At 74.6% G+C, this 20,396-nt stretch carries 17 protein-coding genes and 1 pseudogene; 9 read left to right on the top strand and 9 right to left on the bottom strand.

Translation table 11 applies throughout. The features are described from left to right. The 4 genes and pseudogenes from LCD33_RS12155 to LCD33_RS12140 all read right to left on the bottom strand — a co-directional run. Positions 1-3,803, bottom strand: a pseudogene (locus LCD33_RS12155) (hypothetical protein); the annotation flags it as partial. A 44-nt stretch (positions 3,804-3,847) separates the two neighbouring features. Continuing rightward, entirely contained in the window at positions 3,848-4,168 is a 321-nt protein-coding gene (locus LCD33_RS12150; protein ID WP_224977859.1) for a WXG100 family type VII secretion target, read from the bottom strand. Continuing rightward, entirely contained in the window at positions 4,165-4,719 is a 555-nt protein-coding gene (locus LCD33_RS12145; protein WP_224960884.1) for a YbaB/EbfC family nucleoid-associated protein, read from the bottom strand. The genes LCD33_RS12150 and LCD33_RS12145 overlap by 4 nt, the downstream gene beginning before the upstream one ends. 180 nt (positions 4,720-4,899) lie before the next feature. Continuing rightward, on the bottom strand, positions 4,900-5,697 hold the full coding sequence (locus LCD33_RS12140) for an MBL fold metallo-hydrolase (protein WP_308011266.1): 798 nt from the start codon (positions 5,695-5,697) through the stop codon (positions 4,900-4,902). A 139-nt stretch (positions 5,698-5,836) separates the two neighbouring features. Between LCD33_RS12140 and LCD33_RS12135 the strand changes: the two genes are divergently transcribed. The 3 genes from LCD33_RS12135 to LCD33_RS12125 are packed head-to-tail and all read left to right on the top strand — an operon-like array spanning position 5,837 to position 7,507. Further along, positions 5,837-6,307 carry a ribose-5-phosphate isomerase gene (locus LCD33_RS12135; protein WP_224960886.1) on the top strand — a complete coding sequence of 157 codons (471 nt, stop codon included), beginning with the start codon at positions 5,837-5,839 and terminating at the stop codon, positions 6,305-6,307. Positions 6,308-6,313: 6 nt separating this feature from the next. Continuing rightward, positions 6,314-6,655, top strand: coding sequence for a hypothetical protein (locus tag LCD33_RS12130; RefSeq protein ID WP_224960887.1), 342 nt, complete (start codon positions 6,314-6,316; stop codon positions 6,653-6,655). A gap of 27 nt (positions 6,656-6,682) precedes the next feature. Next, positions 6,683-7,507: an Fpg/Nei family DNA glycosylase gene (locus LCD33_RS12125; protein WP_224960889.1), complete on the top strand. Its 825-nt coding sequence runs from the start codon at positions 6,683-6,685 to the stop codon at positions 7,505-7,507. A gap of 37 nt (positions 7,508-7,544) precedes the next feature. On the opposite strand, the gene LCD33_RS12120 is transcribed toward LCD33_RS12125, so the two are convergent. From LCD33_RS12120 to LCD33_RS12110, 3 genes are all read right to left on the bottom strand, one after another. Then, positions 7,545-8,300 (bottom strand): hypothetical protein, encoded by a 756-nt coding sequence (locus LCD33_RS12120; RefSeq protein ID WP_224977858.1) that lies wholly within the window; start codon positions 8,298-8,300, stop codon positions 7,545-7,547. Between the two features lie 255 nt (positions 8,301-8,555). Further along, positions 8,556-9,188, bottom strand: a complete 633-nt coding sequence (locus LCD33_RS12115) for a 2'-5' RNA ligase family protein (protein ID WP_224960893.1) — start codon at positions 9,186-9,188, stop codon at positions 8,556-8,558. Between the two features lie 46 nt (positions 9,189-9,234). After that, complete coding sequence (locus tag LCD33_RS12110) at positions 9,235-10,719, bottom strand: MDR family MFS transporter (RefSeq protein ID WP_224960895.1); 1,485 nt, start codon at positions 10,717-10,719, stop codon at positions 9,235-9,237. Between the two features lie 347 nt (positions 10,720-11,066). Between LCD33_RS12110 and LCD33_RS12105 the strand changes: the two genes are divergently transcribed. Further along, entirely contained in the window at positions 11,067-12,017 is a 951-nt protein-coding gene (locus tag LCD33_RS12105; protein ID WP_224977857.1) for a CPBP family intramembrane glutamic endopeptidase, read from the top strand. A gap of 173 nt (positions 12,018-12,190) precedes the next feature. Here the strand turns inward: LCD33_RS12105 and LCD33_RS12100 are convergent, their stop codons facing one another. Together LCD33_RS12100 and LCD33_RS12095 are read right to left on the bottom strand one after the other, a co-directional pair. Beyond that, positions 12,191-13,657 carry a dihydroorotase family protein gene (locus LCD33_RS12100; protein ID WP_224966791.1) on the bottom strand — a complete coding sequence of 489 codons (1,467 nt, stop codon included), beginning with the start codon at positions 13,655-13,657 and terminating at the stop codon, positions 12,191-12,193. Then, complete coding sequence (locus LCD33_RS12095) at positions 13,654-15,033, bottom strand: FAD-binding protein (protein ID WP_255617362.1); 1,380 nt, start codon at positions 15,031-15,033, stop codon at positions 13,654-13,656. The genes LCD33_RS12100 and LCD33_RS12095 overlap by 4 nt, the downstream gene beginning before the upstream one ends. Positions 15,034-15,238: 205 nt before the next feature. Between LCD33_RS12095 and LCD33_RS12090 the strand changes: the two genes are divergently transcribed. Genes LCD33_RS12090 through LCD33_RS29380 form a run of 5 tightly spaced genes read left to right on the top strand, consistent with a single transcriptional unit; the run spans position 15,239 to position 20,319 of the window. After that, complete coding sequence (locus tag LCD33_RS12090; RefSeq protein WP_224966804.1) at positions 15,239-16,027, top strand: IclR family transcriptional regulator; 789 nt, start codon at positions 15,239-15,241, stop codon at positions 16,025-16,027. Then, positions 16,024-17,235 carry a CaiB/BaiF CoA-transferase family protein gene (locus LCD33_RS12085; protein WP_224966790.1) on the top strand — a complete coding sequence of 404 codons (1,212 nt, stop codon included), beginning with the start codon at positions 16,024-16,026 and terminating at the stop codon, positions 17,233-17,235. Before LCD33_RS12090 ends, LCD33_RS12085 begins: the two co-directional genes overlap by 4 nt. Beyond that, complete coding sequence (locus LCD33_RS12080; RefSeq protein ID WP_224977856.1) at positions 17,232-18,086, top strand: CoA ester lyase; 855 nt, start codon at positions 17,232-17,234, stop codon at positions 18,084-18,086. The genes LCD33_RS12085 and LCD33_RS12080 overlap by 4 nt, the downstream gene beginning before the upstream one ends. Further along, entirely contained in the window at positions 18,083-18,895 is an 813-nt protein-coding gene (locus LCD33_RS12075) for a cyclase family protein (RefSeq protein WP_224966788.1), read from the top strand. The genes LCD33_RS12080 and LCD33_RS12075 overlap by 4 nt, the downstream gene beginning before the upstream one ends. Further along, positions 18,892-20,319: an MmgE/PrpD family protein gene (locus LCD33_RS29380; RefSeq protein WP_224966787.1), complete on the top strand. Its 1,428-nt coding sequence runs from the start codon at positions 18,892-18,894 to the stop codon at positions 20,317-20,319. The genes LCD33_RS12075 and LCD33_RS29380 overlap by 4 nt, the downstream gene beginning before the upstream one ends. The last annotated feature ends 77 nt before the right edge of the window (positions 20,320-20,396 follow it).

Below are 20,396 nucleotides of genomic sequence, written 5' to 3'. Positions count from 1 at the left end.
GGGGTGTGGGTGCCGTCGGGGTGGTGGGTGTCCCAGCCGCCGTTCGGGGGCCAGCCGGGACGGCCGTCGGGTCCCAGGTCGGAGGCGAAGACGCGGCCGCCGCCGTCGGTCCAGGCGAGGCCGCGCGGGGCCGTGACGGGCACGCCCAGCTCGTGGGCCAGGTCGCGGGCGAGTCCGCTGGTGCCCGCGTCGCAGGACAGCAGGCGCAGCGGTTTCCCGTCCCAGTTCGGGTCGCGGCGCAGCACGTCCGCGAACTCCTGCGCGCTGAACGCGTGATCACCGACGCGGATCCGGCCGTCCGGCAGCGCGTGCACGTCCACCGTGTGGTGGACGCCGTCGTCGGGGACGCGCTGCGCGAGGTCCCGCAGGCCCGGCTCGTGGTGGTAGGAGGACCCGCCCGGCGTGTGCTCGCGGGTCGCCTCCGCCTGGTCCAGCTGGTGCCGGCGTTCCGGAGTGCCCGGTTCGGCGTCCCGGGCGTGCGAGGAGTCGGCGTCGTGCTGGCGGGCGTCGTGCGGATCGGGCGCCTCGTGCGGGCGGTCCGGGCGCGGTTCGGCGCCGTCGGGCGCCGGGCCCTCGGGACGAGCGGAGCCGTCCGGGTGAGCGGCGCCTTCGGCGTGCGTGGCGTCGGGGCCGTCCGCGCGCGGCCGTTCCGCGCCGCCGGCGTCGGATCGCTCGTGCGGCGAGGCGTCGGTGCGATCCGGCGAACCGGGGTCCGGCCGGTCGTGCGGTGCGTCGGTGCGGTTCGGGCCGCCGGTCTCCAGGCCGTCCGCGGTGCGCGGCGGCGCAGCCGCGTCCGGCCGGTTCGCGGGGCCCGTGTCGGCTGCGCCACCGGTGCGGTGGTCCGTGGTGCCCGAATGCTGCTGGGCGTTGGAGTCGGCCCGGTGCGCGGGGCCGTCCGTCCTCGGTGGGCCATCGGTCCTGGGCGGGGTGGCGAGGTCGCCGGAGTGCCGCGGGCCGCTCGCCGGCGGTGCGTCTGCGCGGCCGCCGGGACGGGCGGGTGCCTCGCCTTCCGGGCCGTTCGCCCGCGGCGGTCCGTCCGGTCGTGCCGGGCTCGAGGGGCCGTCCGGATGCGAGCGACCGGGCAAGCCGTCCGGGCGGGCGGGGGAGGGCGCCGAGCGCTGCCCGGGGACGTCCGCGGGCTGGGCGTGCCTGCCGCCGGACTGCGGTGCCGCCGGTGCTTCCGCGCCCCGAGCCGCCGGTGCGCGGTCGCCGCGCGGGCCACCGGGCCTCGGCGGGTCGCCGCCGATCGGGCGGCCCGCGGCGCCCGGAGTGCCGGACGTTCCGGTCCAGCTGCCGCCCGCGCCGGGACGGGACCCGCCGGAGCCGGCAGCGCCCGCGTCACCGGGGGCGCCACCTGCGGGAGCGCCGCCCATCGCGCCACCGCCCGCTGCACCGGCCTGATCACCGCGAGCGGGCGTGCCCTGCGAGGTGGGGGAGCCCGTCGGCTCCGCCGGCCGCACCGGCGTGTCCACATTGGACGCGGGCGCGGTGCTCGCCGGGCCGTTGTTCCCCGACTGGTTGCGGTGCGCGGCATCCGCGCCGCCGTGCGAAGCTGAACCGGCGCCGCCCAGACCGCCACCGGACCCGGCGGCGCCCGACGAACCCGCGCCGTCGCCGCGCGAGCCGGCCTCCGCCGCGCCGACGGAACTCCCCGAGCCCGAACCGGTGGAGTCCGCCCGCGCGGGAGCACCGGAACCGTCCGGCGCGGGGGTGCGGGAGGCACCGCCCTCGTCGCGCGGCGAACCGCCGGTGTCCGCGGACCGCGTCGACCCGCCGTCGGCATCGGCGGCGCGCGCAGACCCGCCGTCGGAGTGCACGCCCGCGGAATCGGTGGGCCGGGTGGCCGGACCGTCGGCGTCGGAGGTGCGGGCAGCACCGCCGTCGGCGTCCGGAGTTCGAGTGGAGCCGCCGTCCGCGGCGCCGGCTCGCTGCGTACTCGCATCGGAATCGGTGGACCGCGCGGAACCGCCGTCGGCGTCCCCGGGCCGCGTCGCACCACCGTCCGGACCCGAGGCGCGGCCGCCATCGGAGTCCGTCCCGCGCGAGGCGCTGCCGTCGGAGTCCGCGGCACGCGTCGACCCGCCGTCGGAATCGGGGGCGCGCGTGGACCCGCCTTCCGGATCAGCGGATCGCGTCGCGCCACCCTCGGACTCCGCGGCGCGGCCGGAACTCGCATCGGATTCCGCGGAGCGGGTGGAGCCGCCGTCGGAGTCGGCCGATCGCGTCGATCCGCCGTCCGCATCCCCGGATCGCGTGGGGCCGCTGTCGGTTCCGCTCTGGCCGGATCCGCTCTCCGCCCCGGAGCGGGATTCGCCGCCGCCGGAGCCCGACTGCCCGCCGTCGCCTTGCGCCCCGGACGACCCGGATTCCGACGAGCCGGAAGCCGATCCGTCCGACGAGCCGGAGCCCGATCCGTCCGACGAGCTGGAGTCCGACCCGGTTGAGGACCCGGAATCCGAACCGCTCGACGACCCGCTGCTCGCCGACCCGGAGGAATCTCCCGACCCCGCAACGGAATCACCGGACAACATGTCCTCAATGGACGAACGGGACCCGGTGGAACCGCCGTCCGCGGCCGAATCCGAGCCGCCCGATCCGGAGCCGGATTCGCTCCGACTCGAACCGCCCGCGTCCGAACCGCCCGCGTCCGAACCGCCCGCGTCCGAACCACCCGAGGCCGAACCACCCGAGGCCGAGCTGCTCGACGACGAAGCTCCCGAGCCGTCCCCGGATTCCTCGGCCCCACCCGTGTCCGGCACGTCCGACGTGTCGAAGTGGTTGGACAGCGCGGCGCCCCCAGCGCCCATCCCGGCGCCCATCGCCCCGCCGGACAGGGCACCGCTGCCGACGTCGCTCCAGTCGATCTCGCCTTCGGTGATGAGCTGTTCGGCGGCGCTGCCGATGGCGCCCTGCGCGGCGCCGGTGGCCGCTCCCTTCACGGCTTCGGCGCCGACGTTCTTCGCGGCGCTCTCCCCGGCGGCTCCGGCGGCATCGCCCGCGGCCCGCCCGGCGGCGCTCACCGCGCTGCCCGCCGCAGCGCCCGCGGCGCCCCCGGCGGCCCGCCCGGCCGCGCCCGCCGCGGTTCCGGCGGCGTCCCCCGCGGCGTCGCCGACGGCGCCCGCGGCCTTGCGGGCGGCGACGTTGCCGACGCCCTCGAAGACGCCGCCGACGGTGCCGCTGATGGCGCCGCTGATGGCGGCGTCCTTGAACTTCCCGCCGTCGAGGCCCTTGCGCTCGCCGGAGGCGATCTGGACGCCCTGCACCGCGGCCTCGATGGCGACGGAGGTGGCGACCTCGATGGCGACGTTCTTGGCGATGCTCAGCACCAGCTGCTTGAAGATCTGCATCACCACGGTGCGGGTGATGCCCTGGGCGATGGGGATGCCCGCGGTGGACGCGCCGAAGCTGAACGCCGCGCTCGCGATCATCGCGGCGATCTGGATGGCCAGCGCGATCAGCGAGGCGATGATGGTGAGCTTGGTGTGCTCCACGTCCAGCGCCGCGTCGTCGCAGCCCTGCGCGAGCTGCTCGCACGCCTCCTGGATCTTGGGCAGCGCGGCCGCACCGCCGTCGCCGATGTCCTTCCACAGCTGTTCGAACGCGTCGTGGGTCTGGCCCTCCATGCCGCTGAGCGACTGGGTGGCGCCGCCGTTCGCGTCGGTGGTGACGCCTTCGACGCCGTCGCCCGCGGCGCGCCAGGCGTCGGCGAGGCGGCGCAGCGCGTCCTCGTCACCTTCCGGCCAGGACTGGCCGACGACGATCGGCAGCAGCCACTTGACCTCGTCGGGCATCTCGAGACTCATCGCGGTACGACTCCCCAGTCGATCTTCGGCCCGCGGGCCGGTTGTCAGCTCTGCGGCACGTTCGCGATGTCGGAGGCGGACTCGGCGTCGCGGCCTTCGGTGTCGTCGGCGGTGGCCTTGAGGTTGTCCATGATGTTGCCGAGCGCTTCGGCGAGCTTCCCGATGCCGTCGGTGACGTCGGTGCTGTTCTTGACGTAGGTCTCGGCGAACTTCTGCCCGGCCTCGTCGTCGCCCCAGCACTCGCCTTCGCCGTCCAGGCTGGACTTGAGCTGCTTGAGGACCTCGTCCAACCGGTCCCCGGCGGCACCGATGCGGGTGCCCCCCGCCCGGATCTCCTCCGGGCGCATCCGCATCCGGTCGCTCACCAGCGCCCCTCCGTCATGAATGACTGCGGCGGTTCGTCGTCGTCATCGGCGGGGCGCTCCCGCTGCGGCTTCGGCGACTGCTTGCCGGTGCGGGCGGCGCGTTCCGCGGCCGGGTCGGGTGGGGCGACGAGCGGGCCGCTGCTGGGCATGAAGTCCGCCAGGTAGGGGGCGCCGGCGAACAGGTCCGGCAGTTCGGGAGTTTCGGCGAGCGAGGCGAAGTCCGACTGCAGCGACTGCTGCGCGCTGCCGGTGGCCTCGCGGACGACGCTGGTGATGGTGCGGGCCAGCTGTTCCGGGGTGGTGCGTTCGAAGGCCTTCGGGGACAGCAGCAGCTGCTCCAAGGTGCCGGTCGCGTCCACCCGCGCGGTGATCACGCCGTCCTCGGAGGTGACCTCGTGGGTCTTGGCCGCCGCCTCGGACTGCTTCTCCTGGATCTCGGCCGTGCGGCGGCGCAGGTCCGCGAGCATGCCGTCGATCTGGCCGCGCAACGCGTCGTTGCTCGCCTGCAGCTGCTGCCGCCGCGCCGCATCGGACTGGTCCGGACTGGACACCGTCGCCTCCCAGGTGTTGTTCGCCGCACAACCGTCGAGATCGCCCCAGCGCAGTGCCGTTGTGCGGGTGGTGGGCCGGGGGTTCTCCGGCCGTTGCCGAGCATGACGTCCGCGATCGGCGATCGGTGCCCCTGGGAGCGGAATTGGCTCCGTTCAGCCCAGCGCGGGCGGCCGAACGGACTAGTGGTGGCTGCGCAGGGCGTGCTCGGTGGTGCCGGCCGGGTACGGGGAGTCGCGCAGCACCTCCGCGGTGGTCAGCTCGCCCCGCTCGTGGGCGGCGCAGAGCGCGGCCAGCAGGGCCAGCTCGTCCCGCTGGGCGCGCACGTCCGCCGCGCCCACGGGTTCCCCGTGGCCGGGGACGACGACCTCGGGGCGCAGCGCGAGCAGCGCGTCGAGCGCGTCCGGCCAGGTCCGCGGATGGGCGTCCTCGAAGTCCGGCGGGGCGCCCTGCTCGACGAGGTCGCCGGCGAAGACCACGGCCGCGTCCGGCACTTCGACCACCAGGTCGTGGTCGGTGTGCGCGGGGCCGAAGTGGTGCAGCCGCACCCGCCGGCCGCCGAGGTCGAGTTCGGTCCGGTCGCCGACCGGCCGGTCCGGCGGGACGACCTCGGTGCGCTCCAAGGCCGCCGCGACCTCCGGGCGTCCCTCGTCCCGGTAATGCGCGCTCCACTCGCGGCGCTGCCGCTCGGCGTGCCCGCGCAGGTAGGCGGCGCAGCGCTCGTGGGCGTGGACCGGGGCGGGCCGGAACGCTGCCGTGCCGAAGCAGTGGTCGAAGTGGCCGTGGGTGAGCACGACCTCGCAGGGCAGCGCCGTCTTCGCCCGCACCGCCGCCGCCAGCTCCGCGCCCTGCCGCTGGTCGCCGCGGGTGTCGACGACCAGCGCGCGTTCGGCACCCAGCACCAGCCCGGTGCCGAGGTCCAGCTCCGCGTACCGCCGGACCCACACCGCCTCCCCGACGGTCACCCACCGCCCGATCACGACGGCACCGCCGTCGCGGGCGGGGCCGAGGTGGCGGGACCGTGCTCGCCCTGGTCGGAGCGGATGGTGCTGATCCGGGTCATGGCGGAACCGTAACCAGGGTGCGGGACGGCGGTGGGGCGTTTGGCACACTGCCTGCGTGCGCGTCTACCTAGGATCCGATCACGCAGGCTTCGACCTCAAGAACCACCTGGTCACGTGGCTGACCGAGCGCGGCCACGAGGTGACCGACGTGGGCCCGGCGGCCTACGACGCCCAGGACGACTACCCGCCGTTCTGCGTCGAGGCGGCTCGCCGCGTCGTCGCCGACGAGGGCAGCCTCGGGCTGGTCATCGGTGGCTCCGGCAACGGCGAGCAGATCGCCGCCAACAAGGTCCCCGGCGCCCGCGCGGCCCTGACCTGGAACGTCGACACCGCGAAGTTGGCCCGCCAGCACAACAACGCGCTGCTCGCCGGCATCGGCGCGCGGATGCACTCCGTCGAGGAGGTCGAGGAGATCGTCGAGGCGTTCCTCGGCACCGAGTTCGAAGGCGGCAGGCACCAGCGCCGCATCGACCTGCTCTCCGACTACGAGCGGACCGGCACCCCGCCGGCGCTGCCCGCGGAGTGAACTGACATGACCGGTGCACGCCCGGCGACCGCGCTGCTGACGCCGCTGGTGGCGTTCGGCGGCGCGGTGCTGGGCGTGCTCGTCCTCTTCTTCGCGCAGCGCGCGTTGAGCCCGTACCTCGCGGGTGGCCCGGGCGCGGTGTGCACCGCGCCGGATTGCGTGCTGGGCGTCGGGTTGTGGCTGCTGCTCGGTGGTTTCCTCGCGGTGTGCCTGGCCTTCGTCGCCGGGACCGCGGTGGCGCTGGCCAAGGGCGCGGCGCCGGGAGCGGTGCGGCGCGGGCTGCTCGTCGCGGCCTGCTGCGTGCTGGCCTACCTGGTCGAATCGATCGTGCTGTGGGTGCTGTTCTGAGCGCGGCGCCGACCCGGAAGGCCCGTGATGCCTGAGGGGCACACGCTGCACCGGCTCGCCGGGCTGCACGATTCCCGCTTCGGCGGTCACCTGGTCCGGGTGTCGAGCCCGCAGGGCCGGTTCGCGGGCGGGGCCGCGCGGGTGGACGGGGCGCGGTTCGAACGCGCCGAGGCGCACGGCAAGCACCTGTTCCACTTCTACGGCCCGGAAGTCGTGCACGTGCACCTCGGGTTGTACGGCGGGTTCACCGAATTCCCGCTGCCGCCGCAGGAACCGCGCGGGCAGGTGCGGATGCGGATCGTCGGGCCCGGCCGCGGCACCGACCTGCGCGGCCCGACGGCCTGCGAGCTGATCACCCTCGACGAGGTGGCCGCGCTGCGCGACCGGCTCGGACCGGACCCGCTGCGCGCCGACGCCGAACCGGAGCGCGCGTGGGCGCGGATCTCACGGTCCCGGAGCTCCATCGCGGCGCTGCTGCTGGACCAGGCGGTGCTGGCCGGTGCGGGCAACGTGTACCGCGCGGAAGTGCTGTTCCGGCACGGCATCCCGCCGTACACGCCGGGTCGCGAGCTGGGCGAGCGGGCGTGGAAGTCGATCTGGACCGACCTGGTCGAGCTGATGGCCGACGGGGTGCGCGTCGGCCGCATCGACACGGTGCGCCCGGAGCACGAGCCGGCCGCGATGGGGCGGGAACCGCGCCAGGACCGGCACGGGGGAGAGGTCTACGTGTACCGCCGGGCGGGGGCGCCGTGCCTGGTCTGCGGGACGCCGATCGCCACCGCGGGCCTGTCCGGCCGCAACCTGTACTGGTGCCCGGTCTGCCAGTCGACGCCGGTGGAATCCGCGCGGTGACCGGCCCGGCCGCCTGAGCGCGACGGCCCCGCACCCGTCAGAAGCCGAAGTCGCCCAGGTCGAAGTCGAAGTCCCCGAAGTCCCCGCCGGGATCGTCGCCGCCGAAGTCTCCCGGGTCCCCGCCGTCGCCGAGCGCGCCCGGGTCCCCGAGGTCCCCGCCGCCGACGTCACCGGCCGCGGCGGCCTCCGGCACGCCGGCCATGCCGCTGAACATGGCGCTCATCAGCAGGAACGAACCGGCGCCCCAGGCCCCGGCGACGAGCGCGGGCTTCCACCACGGCTCGCTGTACCAGCCTTCGGGCACCGGGCGGCCCGCGACGCGCCCGCCGGGGTAGTAGTGCGGGGTGGCGTCGCCGGGCGTGGGGGAGGCCACCTGCTGCCTGCCGTCGACCTCGACCTCGCGGTGTTCGGTGACCTTCCCGGCGCCGTGGCTGAGATCGGGCAGCTCGGGACCGGGGTCGAGTTCCATCGCGGTGCGCGCTGCGCGCACGTAGTAGAGGCCTTCCATCGCGGTCTGCGTGGTGAGCCTGCACTGCTCGGCGGAGGACGCCTGGTCGAGCTGGGAGACGGCGGCGTTGTGCCGTTCGGCGGCGTCGGCCATGGCCTGCTTCGAGGCGTCGTCGGTGCCGTCGATGTTGAGGACCTGCCCGCCCAGCCGCTCCACCCAGCGCCGCGCCTCGGCGCGGGAGTCGTCGAGTTCCCGCTGCTGGTGGGCGAGGTTCTGCCTGCGGGACCACCACACCGCACCGATGATCACGATCGCGGCGACGACGATCAGGATGAGTGCGCCCATGGTCCCTCCGAGCCGTTCCAGGGCGGACCTGCCGCCGCGTCCACACTTTCGACGGTACCCGTTCGGAGGAAGTGCCGGAGCGATCGCGCAACCCTGCGCGACCGGCCGTTCGCACCCGGCGCCGGACGCACCCCCGGCGTTCGACCCGCGCAGCAGGCCGTTTCTCGTCAGCGGCGAAGCCGATGAGCCGCCGACCACCAGAGCAAGAGGAGCACCCGCCACCGGAGCACCGAGCAGCAGAAGGGGGAGAAGAAGTCAGCCCAGCGGGACCTGCGCAATGGTCTCCCACTCGGAGCAGGAGTGGTCGCGGTTGAGCCGCACCAGCGACACCGCGGAGCTCTTGGCGGTGGTCGGGTCGACGTCGGTGCCGCCGAGGGTGGCGACCGCGAAGATCGCGGGCCCTTCGGTGGTGGAGAACGCGAGGCTGATGTGCCGGTCGACCTCTTCGGGTTCGGCGGGCAGCTGCTCGGTGCCGAGCACGTCCGCGGTCGCGGCCCGCAGCCGTTCCCGCAGGTCCCACAGCGAGGTCTGCGGTTCCGCGGGCAGCGACAGCGACTCGGGCAGCACCACGGCCCGGTGGAAGGCCAGCGCCAGCGGGTTGAACCCGGCGAGGCGTTCGGCGGCGGCGGCGACGAGCTCGTCGGTCCGCTCCGGCGGGACTTCGTCGGTGAACCCGACCTCCTGCACGAGGATGTGCATCCATTCGAGCGGGACGAGGTCGAACCCGGGCAGGTCGCGCAGCGCGTACTGGTACTGGTTCACCAGGTTGCGCAGTCCGGGCTGGTCGGCGAACGGCAACAGCCAGGCGTAGCTGGTGCGGCCGGAGTGCCATCCGGGTCGCCAGCGGGCGTGGTTGCGGACCTGGTCGGCGTGCGGCAATTCGGTCACCCTTCAAATAGTGCACCGGCGGGGGCCGCTGTGGGGCGACCTTGAGCTATCTCACGGTCGAGGTGTCGGCGTGGTCGCCGCCGTGCTTCCCGGGCCGCGCACGGGGTTTCCGCACGTGGTCGAGGGTGGCGGCGGCGTCGGAGTCGCGGACCCGCAGCGACAGCAGCAGCCCGGCGATGCCGAAGCCGATGGAGGCGAGGAACGCGCCCCGGTAGGCGGCCATCTGCACCTGCTGCGCGGCCCCGGCGACGCCCATGTCCGCGGTGGACGCGTAGGCGGTGCTCAGCGCCACGAAGATGGTCGCGCACACGGCGGTGCCGAGCGCGGTCGCGACCTGCCTGCTGGCGTTGAACAGCGAACTGGCGTGCCCCATCGCGGGCCCGCTGATGCGGGCGAACGCGGCGGTCTGCAACGGCGTCATCAGCAGCCCCATGCCGAGGCCGAGCCACATGAGCAGCACCACCAGGAACCACACCGGCGTGCCGGTGTCGAGCAGCTGCAGCGCGAACCCGACGGAGATGAGCACGCCGAACCCCACCAGCAGCAGCCTGCGCGGGCCGACGCGCCCGTAGACGCGGCTGACGACCTGGGTGGCGACGAGCATGCTCAGCGCCTGCGGCATCAGCACCAGCCCGGATTCGAGCGGGGTGTAGCCGCGCAGGTTCTGCAGGAACAGCGGCAGCAGGAACAGCGTCCCGAAGATCGCCCCGGTGGAGCAGATGAGCAGCGCGTTCCCGGTGCCGAACAGCCGGTCGCCGAGCAGCCGCAGGTCCAGCATCGGCTCGGGCGTGCGCAGTTCGCGCACGACGAGCCCGCCGATGAGCAGCACCGCGGCCAGCAGCACGCCCCACACGGAGGGCCGGCCCCAGCCGAGCTGGGCGCCCTGGTCGAGCGCGACGAGCAGCGTGGCCAGCCCGGCCCCGGCGAGCACGAACCCGGGCAGGTCGAAGCGGCCCGGCCGGTCGCGCTGCTCCTCCTTGAGGAACAGCACGGTGAACAGCAGCGCCACGGCCCCGACGGGCACGTTGATGAAGAAGATCCACCGCCAGCTGGCGTACTGCACGAGCACGCCGCCGAGCAGCGGCCCGAGGGTCGGCGCGATGGTGATCGGGATGGACAGCACCGCGGAGGCCTTGGCGCGCTCGTTGGCGGGGAACGCGCGGAACAGCATGGCCTGCCCGACGGGCACGAGCATGCCGCCGCCGACGCCTTGCAGGATCCGCGCGCCGATGAGCATCCACATCTCGGTGGCCAGCCCGCACAGCACGGACGCGAGGGTGAACAGCACGATGGCGAGCTCGAAGGTGCGCTTGCTGCCGAACCGGTCGGCGATCCAGCCGGAGGAGGGCACGAACACGGCGAGGCTGATCATGTAGCCGGTCAGCACCCACTGCAGGGCCCCTTCGCCCACGTGGAACTCCCGCCCGAGCGTCGCGAGCGCGACGTTGAGGACGGTCATGTCCAGGATCTGCATGATCAGGCCGAGGACGAACGTGATCCCGACCAGCCACTTGTACTCAAGACGTCGCACTGATGTCCCCGGCTCCCCTCTTGCGGTGGCGTGGCGCGCACCCTCCCCAGCATGAGGCACCCCACCGACGGGGGACCACGGGTTTTCGGCCTCACCACGTCCCGGCCGTGCGGGGGATCGAGGTTCCGAGCTGTTCTAATACGGTGTGCTATAAAAGCAATACACCGTATTGGAAAAGTGTCGTCGGGCATCGGGGACCGGAGCGGCCCGCGCCGCGCACCGCGAAAACGACCGCCGGACCGGCCCGTCCCGCGGGCCCGAGCACGGACACCGCACCGATGCGCGACCGTCCCGCGCCCGGCGTCGCCGTTCGCGCGCCGCGGGAGCGCCGACCGAGAGGCCCCAGCATGAGTTCACCCCTGCCCCCGCGGCCCGACCGCGCACCGCGGACCCTCGCGGCAGCCGGACCGCCGCACCCGCCGGCCGAGTTCGACGGCACGCCTCGCCCCTTCGGCACGCACCTGCGGATGAGCTGGTGGAAACCGCTCGTGGTCGTGATCGGGCTCCCGCTCTCGATGTTGCTGTTGCAGATCGCCCTGTTCCGGGGCGTGGCGATGATCGAAGGCGACCAGGCGCCGGACGTCCTGACGCCGCTGCGCCTGCTGGCGGTGAACCTGAGCATGGGGATCACCGGGTTGCTGGCGATCCCCGTCGCCGCCCGGTTCGCCGGGGTGCCCTGGCGCCGCGTGCTCAGCTTCCCGCGGCGCTTCGACCGGGGCCGCCTGCTCCGGTACCTCGGTGGCGCGCTCGTCCTCGTCGCGGGGGCCGACGCCGCTCTCGCGGTCCTGGCGCCGGAGGCGACCACGTGGACCACGTTCGGCATCACCGGTACGACCGTGACGCTGCTCCTGGTGGTGGTGCTGACCATCCCGGTGCAGTCGCTGGCCGAGGAACTCATGTTCCGCGGCGCGATCATGCCCGCGCTCGCGTCCTGGGTCCGCCCGGTCGCGCCCGCGCTGGTGTTCGGCGTGCTGGCGTCCAGCCCCGTGTTCGCCCTGTCCCACTTCGCCTTCGACCCGTGGCAGCTCGCCTACTACACGTTCCTGGGGGTCTGCTTCGCCGCGATGGCGGTGATCAGCCGCGGGCTGGAGGCGTCGATCGCGTTGCACATCGCCAACAACGCGCTCACCTCGATCCTGAACGTCCTGTTCACCGGGGGCGGAGCCCTGGTCCTCGATCGATCGGCCGTGCCCGGCGGGCCGCACCTGCTGATCCCGGTGCCGTTCTTCCTGGCGGCGCTGGCGTTCGTCTGGTGGCGCGAACGCCGCGGGCCGGTCGCGGGGGCCGCCGCGCGGTGACCGGACGCCTCGCGCGGTGCGGGTGGGGGGCCGTGCTCCTCCTGCCCCGGGGGGCCGCGCCGTCCGTCACCGACCCGGCGAGACCGGGCGCAGCCGGCCGCCCGGTTCGCCGACGGACGTCGACGCGAGGACGTCCGCCGGCGAGCGGTCTCCGGCCACCCGCGGGCTCCGGGTCAGCGCCCGGTGGGCCGGTGCAGGTAGCGGCCGCCGGGTTCGCCGCGGACCGCGCCCCCGTCGAAGATCCGCCTCCCGCGCAGGAACGTGGTCTCGACGGTCGCGCCGATCTCCATGCCGCGGAACGGCGTGTACTCCTGGGTGGACTCGGAATCGCCGGGGTCGACGACGAACGACCGGTCCGGGTCGACGAGGGCGATGTCGGCGTCGAACCCGGGGGCGATGTCGCCCTTGGTGGGCAGACCGAGGCGCCGGGCCGGATTGGTGGACAGCAGTTCGGCGACCGAGGACATCGGCAGCCCGCGCTTGCGGCCTTCGCCGACGAGGCCGGGCAGCAGGTATTCGGTGCCGCCGAACCCGGACTTCGCGGCGAACACGTCGGCGGGGTCCTCGCCGAACTTCTTCTCCTCCTTGCAGCAGGCGTGGTCGGACACGACCCAGCTGACGTCGCCCGCCAGCAGGTGCTCCCAGAGCGCTTCGACGTCGGCGCGGGGCCGCAGCGGCGGGTTGACCTTGCCGCCGACGCCGTCGGCGGTGCTGACGTCGGCGAGCAGGTGGCCGATGGTGACCTCGCGGCGGAAGTCGACGTGCGGGAAGGCCTTCGCCATCACCATCGCCGCCTCCATCGCCTTCGCCGACGACAGGTGCAGCAGGTTGATGGTGGGCAGGCCCGTCTCGTGCGCGAGGTAGGAGGCGATGGTGACGGCCAGGCCCTCGGAGTGCGGCGGCCGGGACGCGCTGTAGGCCTCCAGCCCGGAGAGCTCGCCTTCCTCCTCCACGAGCCGGGTGTAGGCGGTCATGATCTCCGCGGTCTCGCAGTGCAGGGACAGCGAGATCTGGTCGGCGATGTCCGGGTTCGCCTCGCGGGCGGCCTGGATGCCGCGCATGACGAACTCGAAGTGCGCGATGTCGTAGCGCTCGCCCTCGGGGATCATCAGGAAGTCGCTCTGGTCGGTGGAGCGCCCGTGCAACCCGTGGCTGCCGTAGAACATGAAGATCTTGAACGAGGTGACGCCGTGCTCCCGGACCAGCGCCGGGATCTCGTCGATGTGCGCGGACTGCATCGGGGCGAGGTGGAAGGCGTAGTCCACGTACGAGCGACCCTCGGCGGCGGCGAGAACCTCGGGGAACACCTCGGAGTACGGGCCACCGCGGTTCAGGTAGTACTGCCCGGTCCGCATGTAGGTGAGCGAGGTGGTCACCCCGCCCTGCGCGCAGGCCCGGCTCTCGGTGGCGGTGTCGTCGGACAGCGGGTTGTAGATGCCCCAGTGCTGGTGGGCGTCGACGACGCCGGGGAAGGCGAGCAGCCCGCGGCCCTCGTGGACCTCGGTGCCCGCCGGCACCGCCAGGTCCGGGCCGACCTCGGCGACGACGCCGTCGGCGATCGCGATGTCGGCGCGGAACGGTTCGCCGCCGCCGGGGCGGACGACTCGGACGTCGCGGACGATCAGGTCGGGTCGGGTCATCGGGCACCTTCCGAGGGGTTGCGGGTGGACCGGGCGAGGTGCCCGGCGGCGAGGTAGGCGAGTCCCAGCGCGGGCAGCAGTCCGTTGCCCGCCAGGTATCCGGCCGCGCCGCGACCGGAGATCCCGGCGGCGGCGCCACCGGAGGCGTACAGGCCGGGGACGGGTTCCCCGGCGGTGTCCAGGACGCGGGCGTGCTCGTCGACGAGCAGCCCGCCCTGGGTGTGGAACAGGGCCGGGACGATCTCGACGGCGTGGTACGGCGGGTGCAGCGCGGTGGTCGCGGCGCGGCCGAACCGGTCGGCGCGGGTCCCGGCGGCCACGTCCGCGAGGTCGGCGAGCTCCCGTTCCAGCGCCGCGGCGGGTACCCCGATCAGCTCGGCGAGCCCCGCCGGATCGTCGGCGCGCCGCACGGCGCCCGCGGCGAGCACGTCCCGGTAGTCGCCGAAGGCGCGGCACAGCCCGTCGATCCGCTCGTCGAAGAGCAGCCAGCCGCGGCCGCCGGGCCGCCCGGCGAGCACCGCGGCGTACTCGGAGTAGCCGGTCGTCTCGTCGCCGAACCGGGTGCCGCCGGAGTCGACGACGGCGCCGCCGTGCATCACGGCGGTCCAGGTCACCAGGGTCCGGGCGGCCGCGGACAGCGCGGCGTGGCCCTGGTAGGCGTCGAGGAAACCGGTGGCGGCGCCGAGTTCCCCGCCGATCCGCAGCGCATCGCCGCGGGAGTGCTCGCCGCCGTGGTAGTGCGCGTCCGCGATCTCCGGCAGGTGGGCCGCGACGAGCTCGCGGTCGGCGCCGTAGCCGTTGGTGGCCAGCAGCACCGCGCGGGCGGTGATCTCCTCGCGCTGCCCGGCCGGGTTCTCCAGCACGGCGGTCCGGCCCTCCGCCGCCGGTGCGACGCCGACGAGCCGGGCCGGGGCCAGCAGGTCGATCCGCTCGCTGCGATCCACCGCATCGAGCAGGTGCCCGAGCAGCGCCGAGCCGTGCCGTCCGGGGAGGCTGTGCACTCGCGGGACCGCGTGGCCTGGGTAGTCGAAGTCGGTGGGCAGCTCGATCGGCAGGCCCACTTCGTCGGCCAGCCATTCCACGAGTTCGGCGCCCACCTGCGCCAGCGCCGCCGCGATGCGCCGGTCGGCGGTGCCGCCGGTCTTGCGGTCGACGTCGGCGAGGAACAGCTCGGGGGAGTCGGTGATCCCGGCGGCGGCCTGGAAGCGCGATCCAGGCCCCGGGACCATCGCGGTCGACATCGAGGTGTTGTTGCCGCGGCGGAAGTCCGCGTCGGAGTCGACCACCAGCACGTCGAGCCCCAGCTGCGCCCCGCGGATCGCGGCGACCAGACCACCGCCCGCTCCGGCGACCACGAGATCGACATCGATCGTCATCGCTTTCTCCTCACTACCAGCGCCTTCCGGTTGTTTCGCTGAGCGGAACAGAGTCGAAAGCGGCTGGTGTTTCGATAAGAGCACCCTGCCTGGTTCTATGCAAGAACCTGCACGGATTTCTTGACATTGCGAGGTTCGAGCACGCACTGTCGTTCCGGTAAGCGGTACGACGATCGGGGCAATCGGAGGGGACGACGTGGCGGAGATGACCGGGGGCACCGGAGCCACCGAGCGGGTGGCGGACGTGCTGCTGCTGTTCACCGACGGCCCGCCGACGCTCGGCGTCAGCCGGGTGTCCCGCGAGCTCGGCCTCTCGAAGGCCGTGGTGCACCGCATCCTGCAGTCGCTCACCGCCCGGGACCTGATCGCCTACGACGCGGCGAGCCGCGAGTACCGGCTCGGACCGGCCGCGGCGGCGCTGGGCAGCCGCGCGCTGCGCGAATCCGACCTGCGGGCCACGGCGCTGCCGTTCCTCGCCGAACTGCGCGACCGGCTGCACGAGACCGTCACGATCAGCGCGAAGGTGCACGGCGGGCGCGTCTACCTCGACCAGGTCGTCGGCACCCACGAGATCACCATGTCGGTGGAACTCGGCCGCCGGTTCCCGCTGCACGCCGGATCGTCCGGCAAGTGCATGCTCGCCCACTCCGCGCCGGACGAGGTGGACCGGCTGCTCGCCGGGAACCTCGCCGCGCTGACCCCCGCCACGCCCACCGATCCGGCCGCGCTGCGCGTCGAGCTGGAGCGGATCCGGCAGCTCGGCTACGCCGCCTCCGAAGGTGAGCGGCAGAGCGACGCCGGTTCCGTCGCGGTCCCCGTGTTCGGCCCCGGCGGGCTCGTCGGCGCGGTCTCGGTGTGCGGGCCCCGCTTCCGGGTCACCGACGAGTTCGTGGCCGCCACCGCACCCGAGCTGATCGAGACCGCGGACCGGGTCACCGCCCGGCTCGGCGGCGTCGCCCCGCAGCGCCCCGTCACCAGTGGAGGAACGCGATGACCCACGACCACCCCGCGGGAGCCGGACTCCCGGCGCTGGACGGCCTGAAGGTCCTCGACGCCTCCACCCTGTTCGCCGGGCCGCTGGCCGCGACGCTGCTGGGCGACCACGGCGCCGACGTCATCAAGATCGAGCACCCGCGCGGCGACCCGGCACGAACGCACGGCGCGCAGAAGGACGGCGTCGGGCTGTGGTGGAAGATGCTGGCCCGCAACAAGCGGGCGATCACCCTGGTGCTGTCCACGCCGCGCGGCCGGGAGCTGTTCCTCGACCTCGCGGCCGACGCCGACGTGGTGATCGAGAACTTCCGGCCCGGCACGCTGGAGCGCTGGGGCCTCGGCTGGGAGGAGCTGTCCGCCCGCAACCCGCGGCTCGTGCTGGCGCGGGTGACCGGGTTCGGGCAGACCGGCCCGTACTCGTCGCGGCCCGGCTTCGGCACCCTCGCCGAGGCGATGAGCGGATTCGCCGCCATGACCGGGGAACCGGACGGCCCGCCGACGCTGCCGCCGTTCGGGCTCGCCGACGGCGTCGCCGCGCTCACCACCGCGTTCGGCATCCTCACCGCGCTGCGGGCGCGGGAGAGCACCGGGCGCGGCCAGGTGCTGGACACCGCGATCATCGAGCCGCTGCTGCACCTGCTCGGGCCGGGCCTGATCGCCTACGACCAGCTCGGGGTGCTGCAGCCGCGCACCGGGAACCGCTCGTCGAACAACGCGCCGCGCAACACCTACCGCTGCTCCGACGGCCGCTGGGTCGCGGTCTCCACCAGCGCCCAGTCGATCGCCGAGCGGGTGGTGCGGCTGGTCGGCGCCCCGGAGCTGATCGACGAGCCGTGGTTCGCCAGCGGAGCGGGCCGCGCCGAGCACGTGGAGGAGCTGGACGCGGCCGTCGGGTCCTGGATCGCCGCCCGCGACCGCGACGAGGTCGTCGCCGCCTTCGAGGAGGCGCAGGCCGCGGTCGCCCCGATCTACACCGCGGCGGACGTGCTCGCCGACCCGCACTTCAACGCGCTCGGCAGCATCGTGACGATCGACGACGAGGAGCTGGGCCCGGTCCGCTTCCAGAACACCCCGTTCCGGCTCTCGGACACGCCCGGTTCGGTCCGCACCACCGGCCCGCGGCTCGGCGCGCACACCGCAGAGGTGCTGGGTTCCCTCGGCGTCGACGCCGGTGAGCTGGACCGGCTGCGCGAGCAGGGGGTCGTGTGAGCGCCCTCGGCCGGGCGCGGAGCTGGCTGTACGTGCCCGCGCACCGGGAGGACCTGATCGACAAGGCCCTCGGCGGGGCGGCCGACGCCGTGGTCCTGGACTTGGAGGACGCGGTCCCGCCCGCGGCGAAGGACCGGGCCCGCACCTGCGCGGCGGCCCGCGCGAGCGAGCGGACCTGGGTGCGGATCAACGGTTCCGGAACCCCGTGGGCCGAGGCCGACGCCGCAGCGCTGGCCTGGTCCGGCGCCGCCGGGCTGCGGGTGCCGAAGGCCGAGGACCCGGCCGCGGTCGCCGCGCTGGCCGAGCGGACCGGGCTGCCGCTGCACCTGCTGGTGGAGAGCGCCCGCGGCCTGGAGCGGGCCTTCGAACTCGCCACCTGCCACCCGCTGGTCGCCGGGATCTCCCCTGGCGAGACCGATCTGGCCGCGGACCTGCGGATCCGGGACCGCGCCGAACTCGGCTGGGCGCGGGCCCGGATCGTCACCGCGAACCGGGCGGCCGGGCTGCCCAGCCCGATCGCCAGCGTGTGGACCGACCTGGCCGACACCGCCGGACTCGCCGCGGACAGCGCCGCCCTGCGCGACGCCGGGTTCTTCGGCCGCTCCGTGATCCACCCCGGCCAGATCGCCCCCGTCCACCAGGCCTTCACCCCCGGCGAGGACGAGGTGGCGCGGGCGCGGTCCTTGCTCGCCTCGGTCGGCGCCGCGGGTGCGGCCGCCTGGGTGGACGCCGCCGGCCGCTTCGTCGATCCGGCCGTCGTCGCCGGTGCCCGCTGGGTCACCGAACTGGCCGATGAGCTGCAGCAGCACCACGAACCGGGCCGTGCCGCGGCCGGGAAGGAGAACCCGTGACCGACGCCCTGCTCGGCGCCGTGCGCGCCGGGACCCGCATCATCGAGCTCGGCCACCCGCTGTACACGGGGATGGCGGGCTCGCCGAACCACCCCGGTTTCCGGATGACCCTGGAGCGCCGCCACGGCGACGCGGTCCGCCCCGACGGCGGCTCGGCGTCCAACGAGGTGATCGTCACCGGCGGGCACACCGGCACCCACGTCGACGCGCTCGCCCACGTCAGCCACGACGGCAAGCTGCACGGCGGCGCCGACGCGGCCGAAGCGCAGCGCGGCGGGAAGCACACCGTGCACGGCGCCGAGACGATCCCGCCGATGGTGACCCGCGGGGTGTTCCTCGACGTGGCCGCCGTGCACGGCGTGGACGTGCTGGAACCCGGCTACGGCATCACCGCCGGCGACCTGGCGCGGGCCGCGGAGCGCGCCGGCGCCGAACCCGGCCCCGGCGACGTCGCCGTGGTGCGCAGCGGGTGGGGCCGCCTGTTCGGCGACCCGGTCGCCTACGTCGGCAAGGAGACCGGGGTGCCCGGGATGACCGTGGACGGCGCCGAATGGCTCGTCGAACGCGGCATCGTCGCCACCGGCGGCGACACCACCGCCTACGAGCAGATCCCGGCGGGCGCGGGACACCGCGTGCTGCCGGTGCACCGGGTGCTGCTGGTGGAGCACGGCATCCACATCGTGGAGCACCTGGCGTTGGAGGACGCCGCCGAAGCCGGCCTGGGCGAGTTCCTCGCCGTGTTCGCCCCGCTGCGCATCGTCGGCGGCACCGGCGCCCCGGTGCGGCCGCTGGCGGTGGTGCAGCCGTGACCACTCCCGCGCAGCGGATCGGCGAGGTCGGCGCCCGGCTGGCCGCGGACGGCATCGACGACGCGCTGGCCGACGACGTGGCCGGCCGGATCGTCGACGTGCTCGGCAACTCCCTCGCCGCGGTCCGCGAGGAACCGGCGCGGATCGCCGGGGCGGTCGTCGCCGAGTGGGGCGGGCAGCCGGCGGCGACCGCGATCGGCCTGCCCGGCCGGGTTCCCGCGCCGTCGGCGGCGCTGGTCAACGGGACCTTGGCGCACAGCCTGGACTTCGACGACACCCACCTGCCGTCGGTGCTGCACCCGTCGGCCTCGGTGGTGCCCGCGGCGCTGGCCACCGCGGAACGCACCGGCGCGGGTGGCCGCGCCCTGCTGGCCGCGGCGGCGATGGGCATCGAGGTCACCTGCCGCCTCGGCATGGCCGGTTACGACGAGGAGCTCGGCAACTCGGTGTTCTTCGAGCACGGGCAGCACGCCACCGCGATCTGCGGCGCGATCGGCGCTGCCGTCGCCGCCGGGATGCTGCAGGGGCTCGACGCGGAGGCGCTGGCGTCCGCGGTCGGCATCGCCGCGAGCATGGGCGCTGGCGTCATCGAGGCGAACCGCACCGGCGGCACCATCAAGCGGGTGCACTGCGGCTGGGCCGCGCATTCGGGGGTCGCCGCCGCCGACCTGGCGCGGCACGGGCTCACCGGCCCGCCCACCGTGCTCGAAGGCCGGTTCGGGTTCCTGCGCGCGTTCTGCGGCGAGCGGGTGCACCCGGAACGCGTCACCGACGGGCTCGGCGAGCACTGGGAGACGCCGGGCGTGTTCTTCAAGCCCTACCCGTGCAACCACTTCACGCACGCCGGCATCGACGCCGCGCTGCGGCTGCGGGAGCGGGGCGTGGCGGCCGAGCAGGTCCGCGAGCTGGTGCTCGGGGTGCCCGCCCCGGTGCTGCGCACCATCGCCGAACCGGCCGCGGAGAAGCGCCACCCGCGCTCCGGGTACCACGCCGCGTTCTCCGGCCCGTACACCGTGGCGGCGGCGCTGCTGGGCGGCGGCGGGCTCGGCGTGTTCCACGAGGACTTCACCGACGCCGCCGCGGCCGATCCGCGCCGCCTCGAACTGGCCGGGCGGGTGCGGGTCGTCGCCGACGAGCAGGCCACCGCCGGATTCCCCCGGCAGTTCCCCGCCGTCCTCACCGCCGAGCTCACCGACGGCAGCGCGGTCACCGAGCGGATCACCGAGAACCGCGGCGGCCCCGGTCGCCCGCTGTCCGCCGACGAGCTGGCGGCGAAGTTCACCGGCAACGCGAGCCGGGCCGTGGGGCCGGACCGGGCGGCGGACGTCGTCGCCGCGGTGTGGGACCTGCGCGCGAACCGCGCGGTCGCCGAGGTGATGGGCGGCGTCCACGCCGCGCTCGCCGCGTCCGACCTGGACGGCTGATCCGCGCACCGAGCACTGGCAGACAACGACGTCTCGTCCGCTCCGTTCGAACGGAACGAACGATTCCCCTCCCGGAA

This window comes from Saccharopolyspora sp. 7B (genome assembly GCF_020177435.1).
Classification (GTDB): Bacteria; Actinomycetota; Actinomycetes; order Mycobacteriales; family Pseudonocardiaceae; genus Saccharopolyspora_C; species Saccharopolyspora_C gregorii.
The sequence above is the reverse complement of the archived record's forward strand: the minus strand, read 5'-3'. Positions and strand labels throughout refer to the sequence as shown.

Excerpts from the sequence above, each read along its gene's own strand:
- LCD33_RS12130 (WP_224960887.1), top strand. The coding sequence starts at position 6,314 with ATGACCGGTGCACGCCCGGCGACCGCGCTGCTGACGCCGCTGGTGGCG.
- LCD33_RS12125 (WP_224960889.1), top strand. The coding sequence starts at position 6,683 with ATGCCTGAGGGGCACACGCTGCACCGGCTCGCCGGGCTGCACGATTCC.
- LCD33_RS12120 (WP_224977858.1), bottom strand. The coding sequence starts at position 8,300 with ATGGGCGCACTCATCCTGATCGTCGTCGCCGCGATCGTGATCATCGGT.
- LCD33_RS12105 (WP_224977857.1), top strand. The coding sequence starts at position 11,067 with ATGAGTTCACCCCTGCCCCCGCGGCCCGACCGCGCACCGCGGACCCTC.
- LCD33_RS12100 (WP_224966791.1), bottom strand. The coding sequence starts at position 13,657 with ATGACCCGACCCGACCTGATCGTCCGCGACGTCCGAGTCGTCCGCCCC.
- LCD33_RS12095 (WP_255617362.1), bottom strand. The coding sequence starts at position 15,033 with ATGACGATCGATGTCGATCTCGTGGTCGCCGGAGCGGGCGGTGGTCTG.
- LCD33_RS12090 (WP_224966804.1), top strand. The coding sequence starts at position 15,239 with ATGACCGGGGGCACCGGAGCCACCGAGCGGGTGGCGGACGTGCTGCTG.
- LCD33_RS12085 (WP_224966790.1), top strand. The coding sequence starts at position 16,024 with ATGACCCACGACCACCCCGCGGGAGCCGGACTCCCGGCGCTGGACGGC.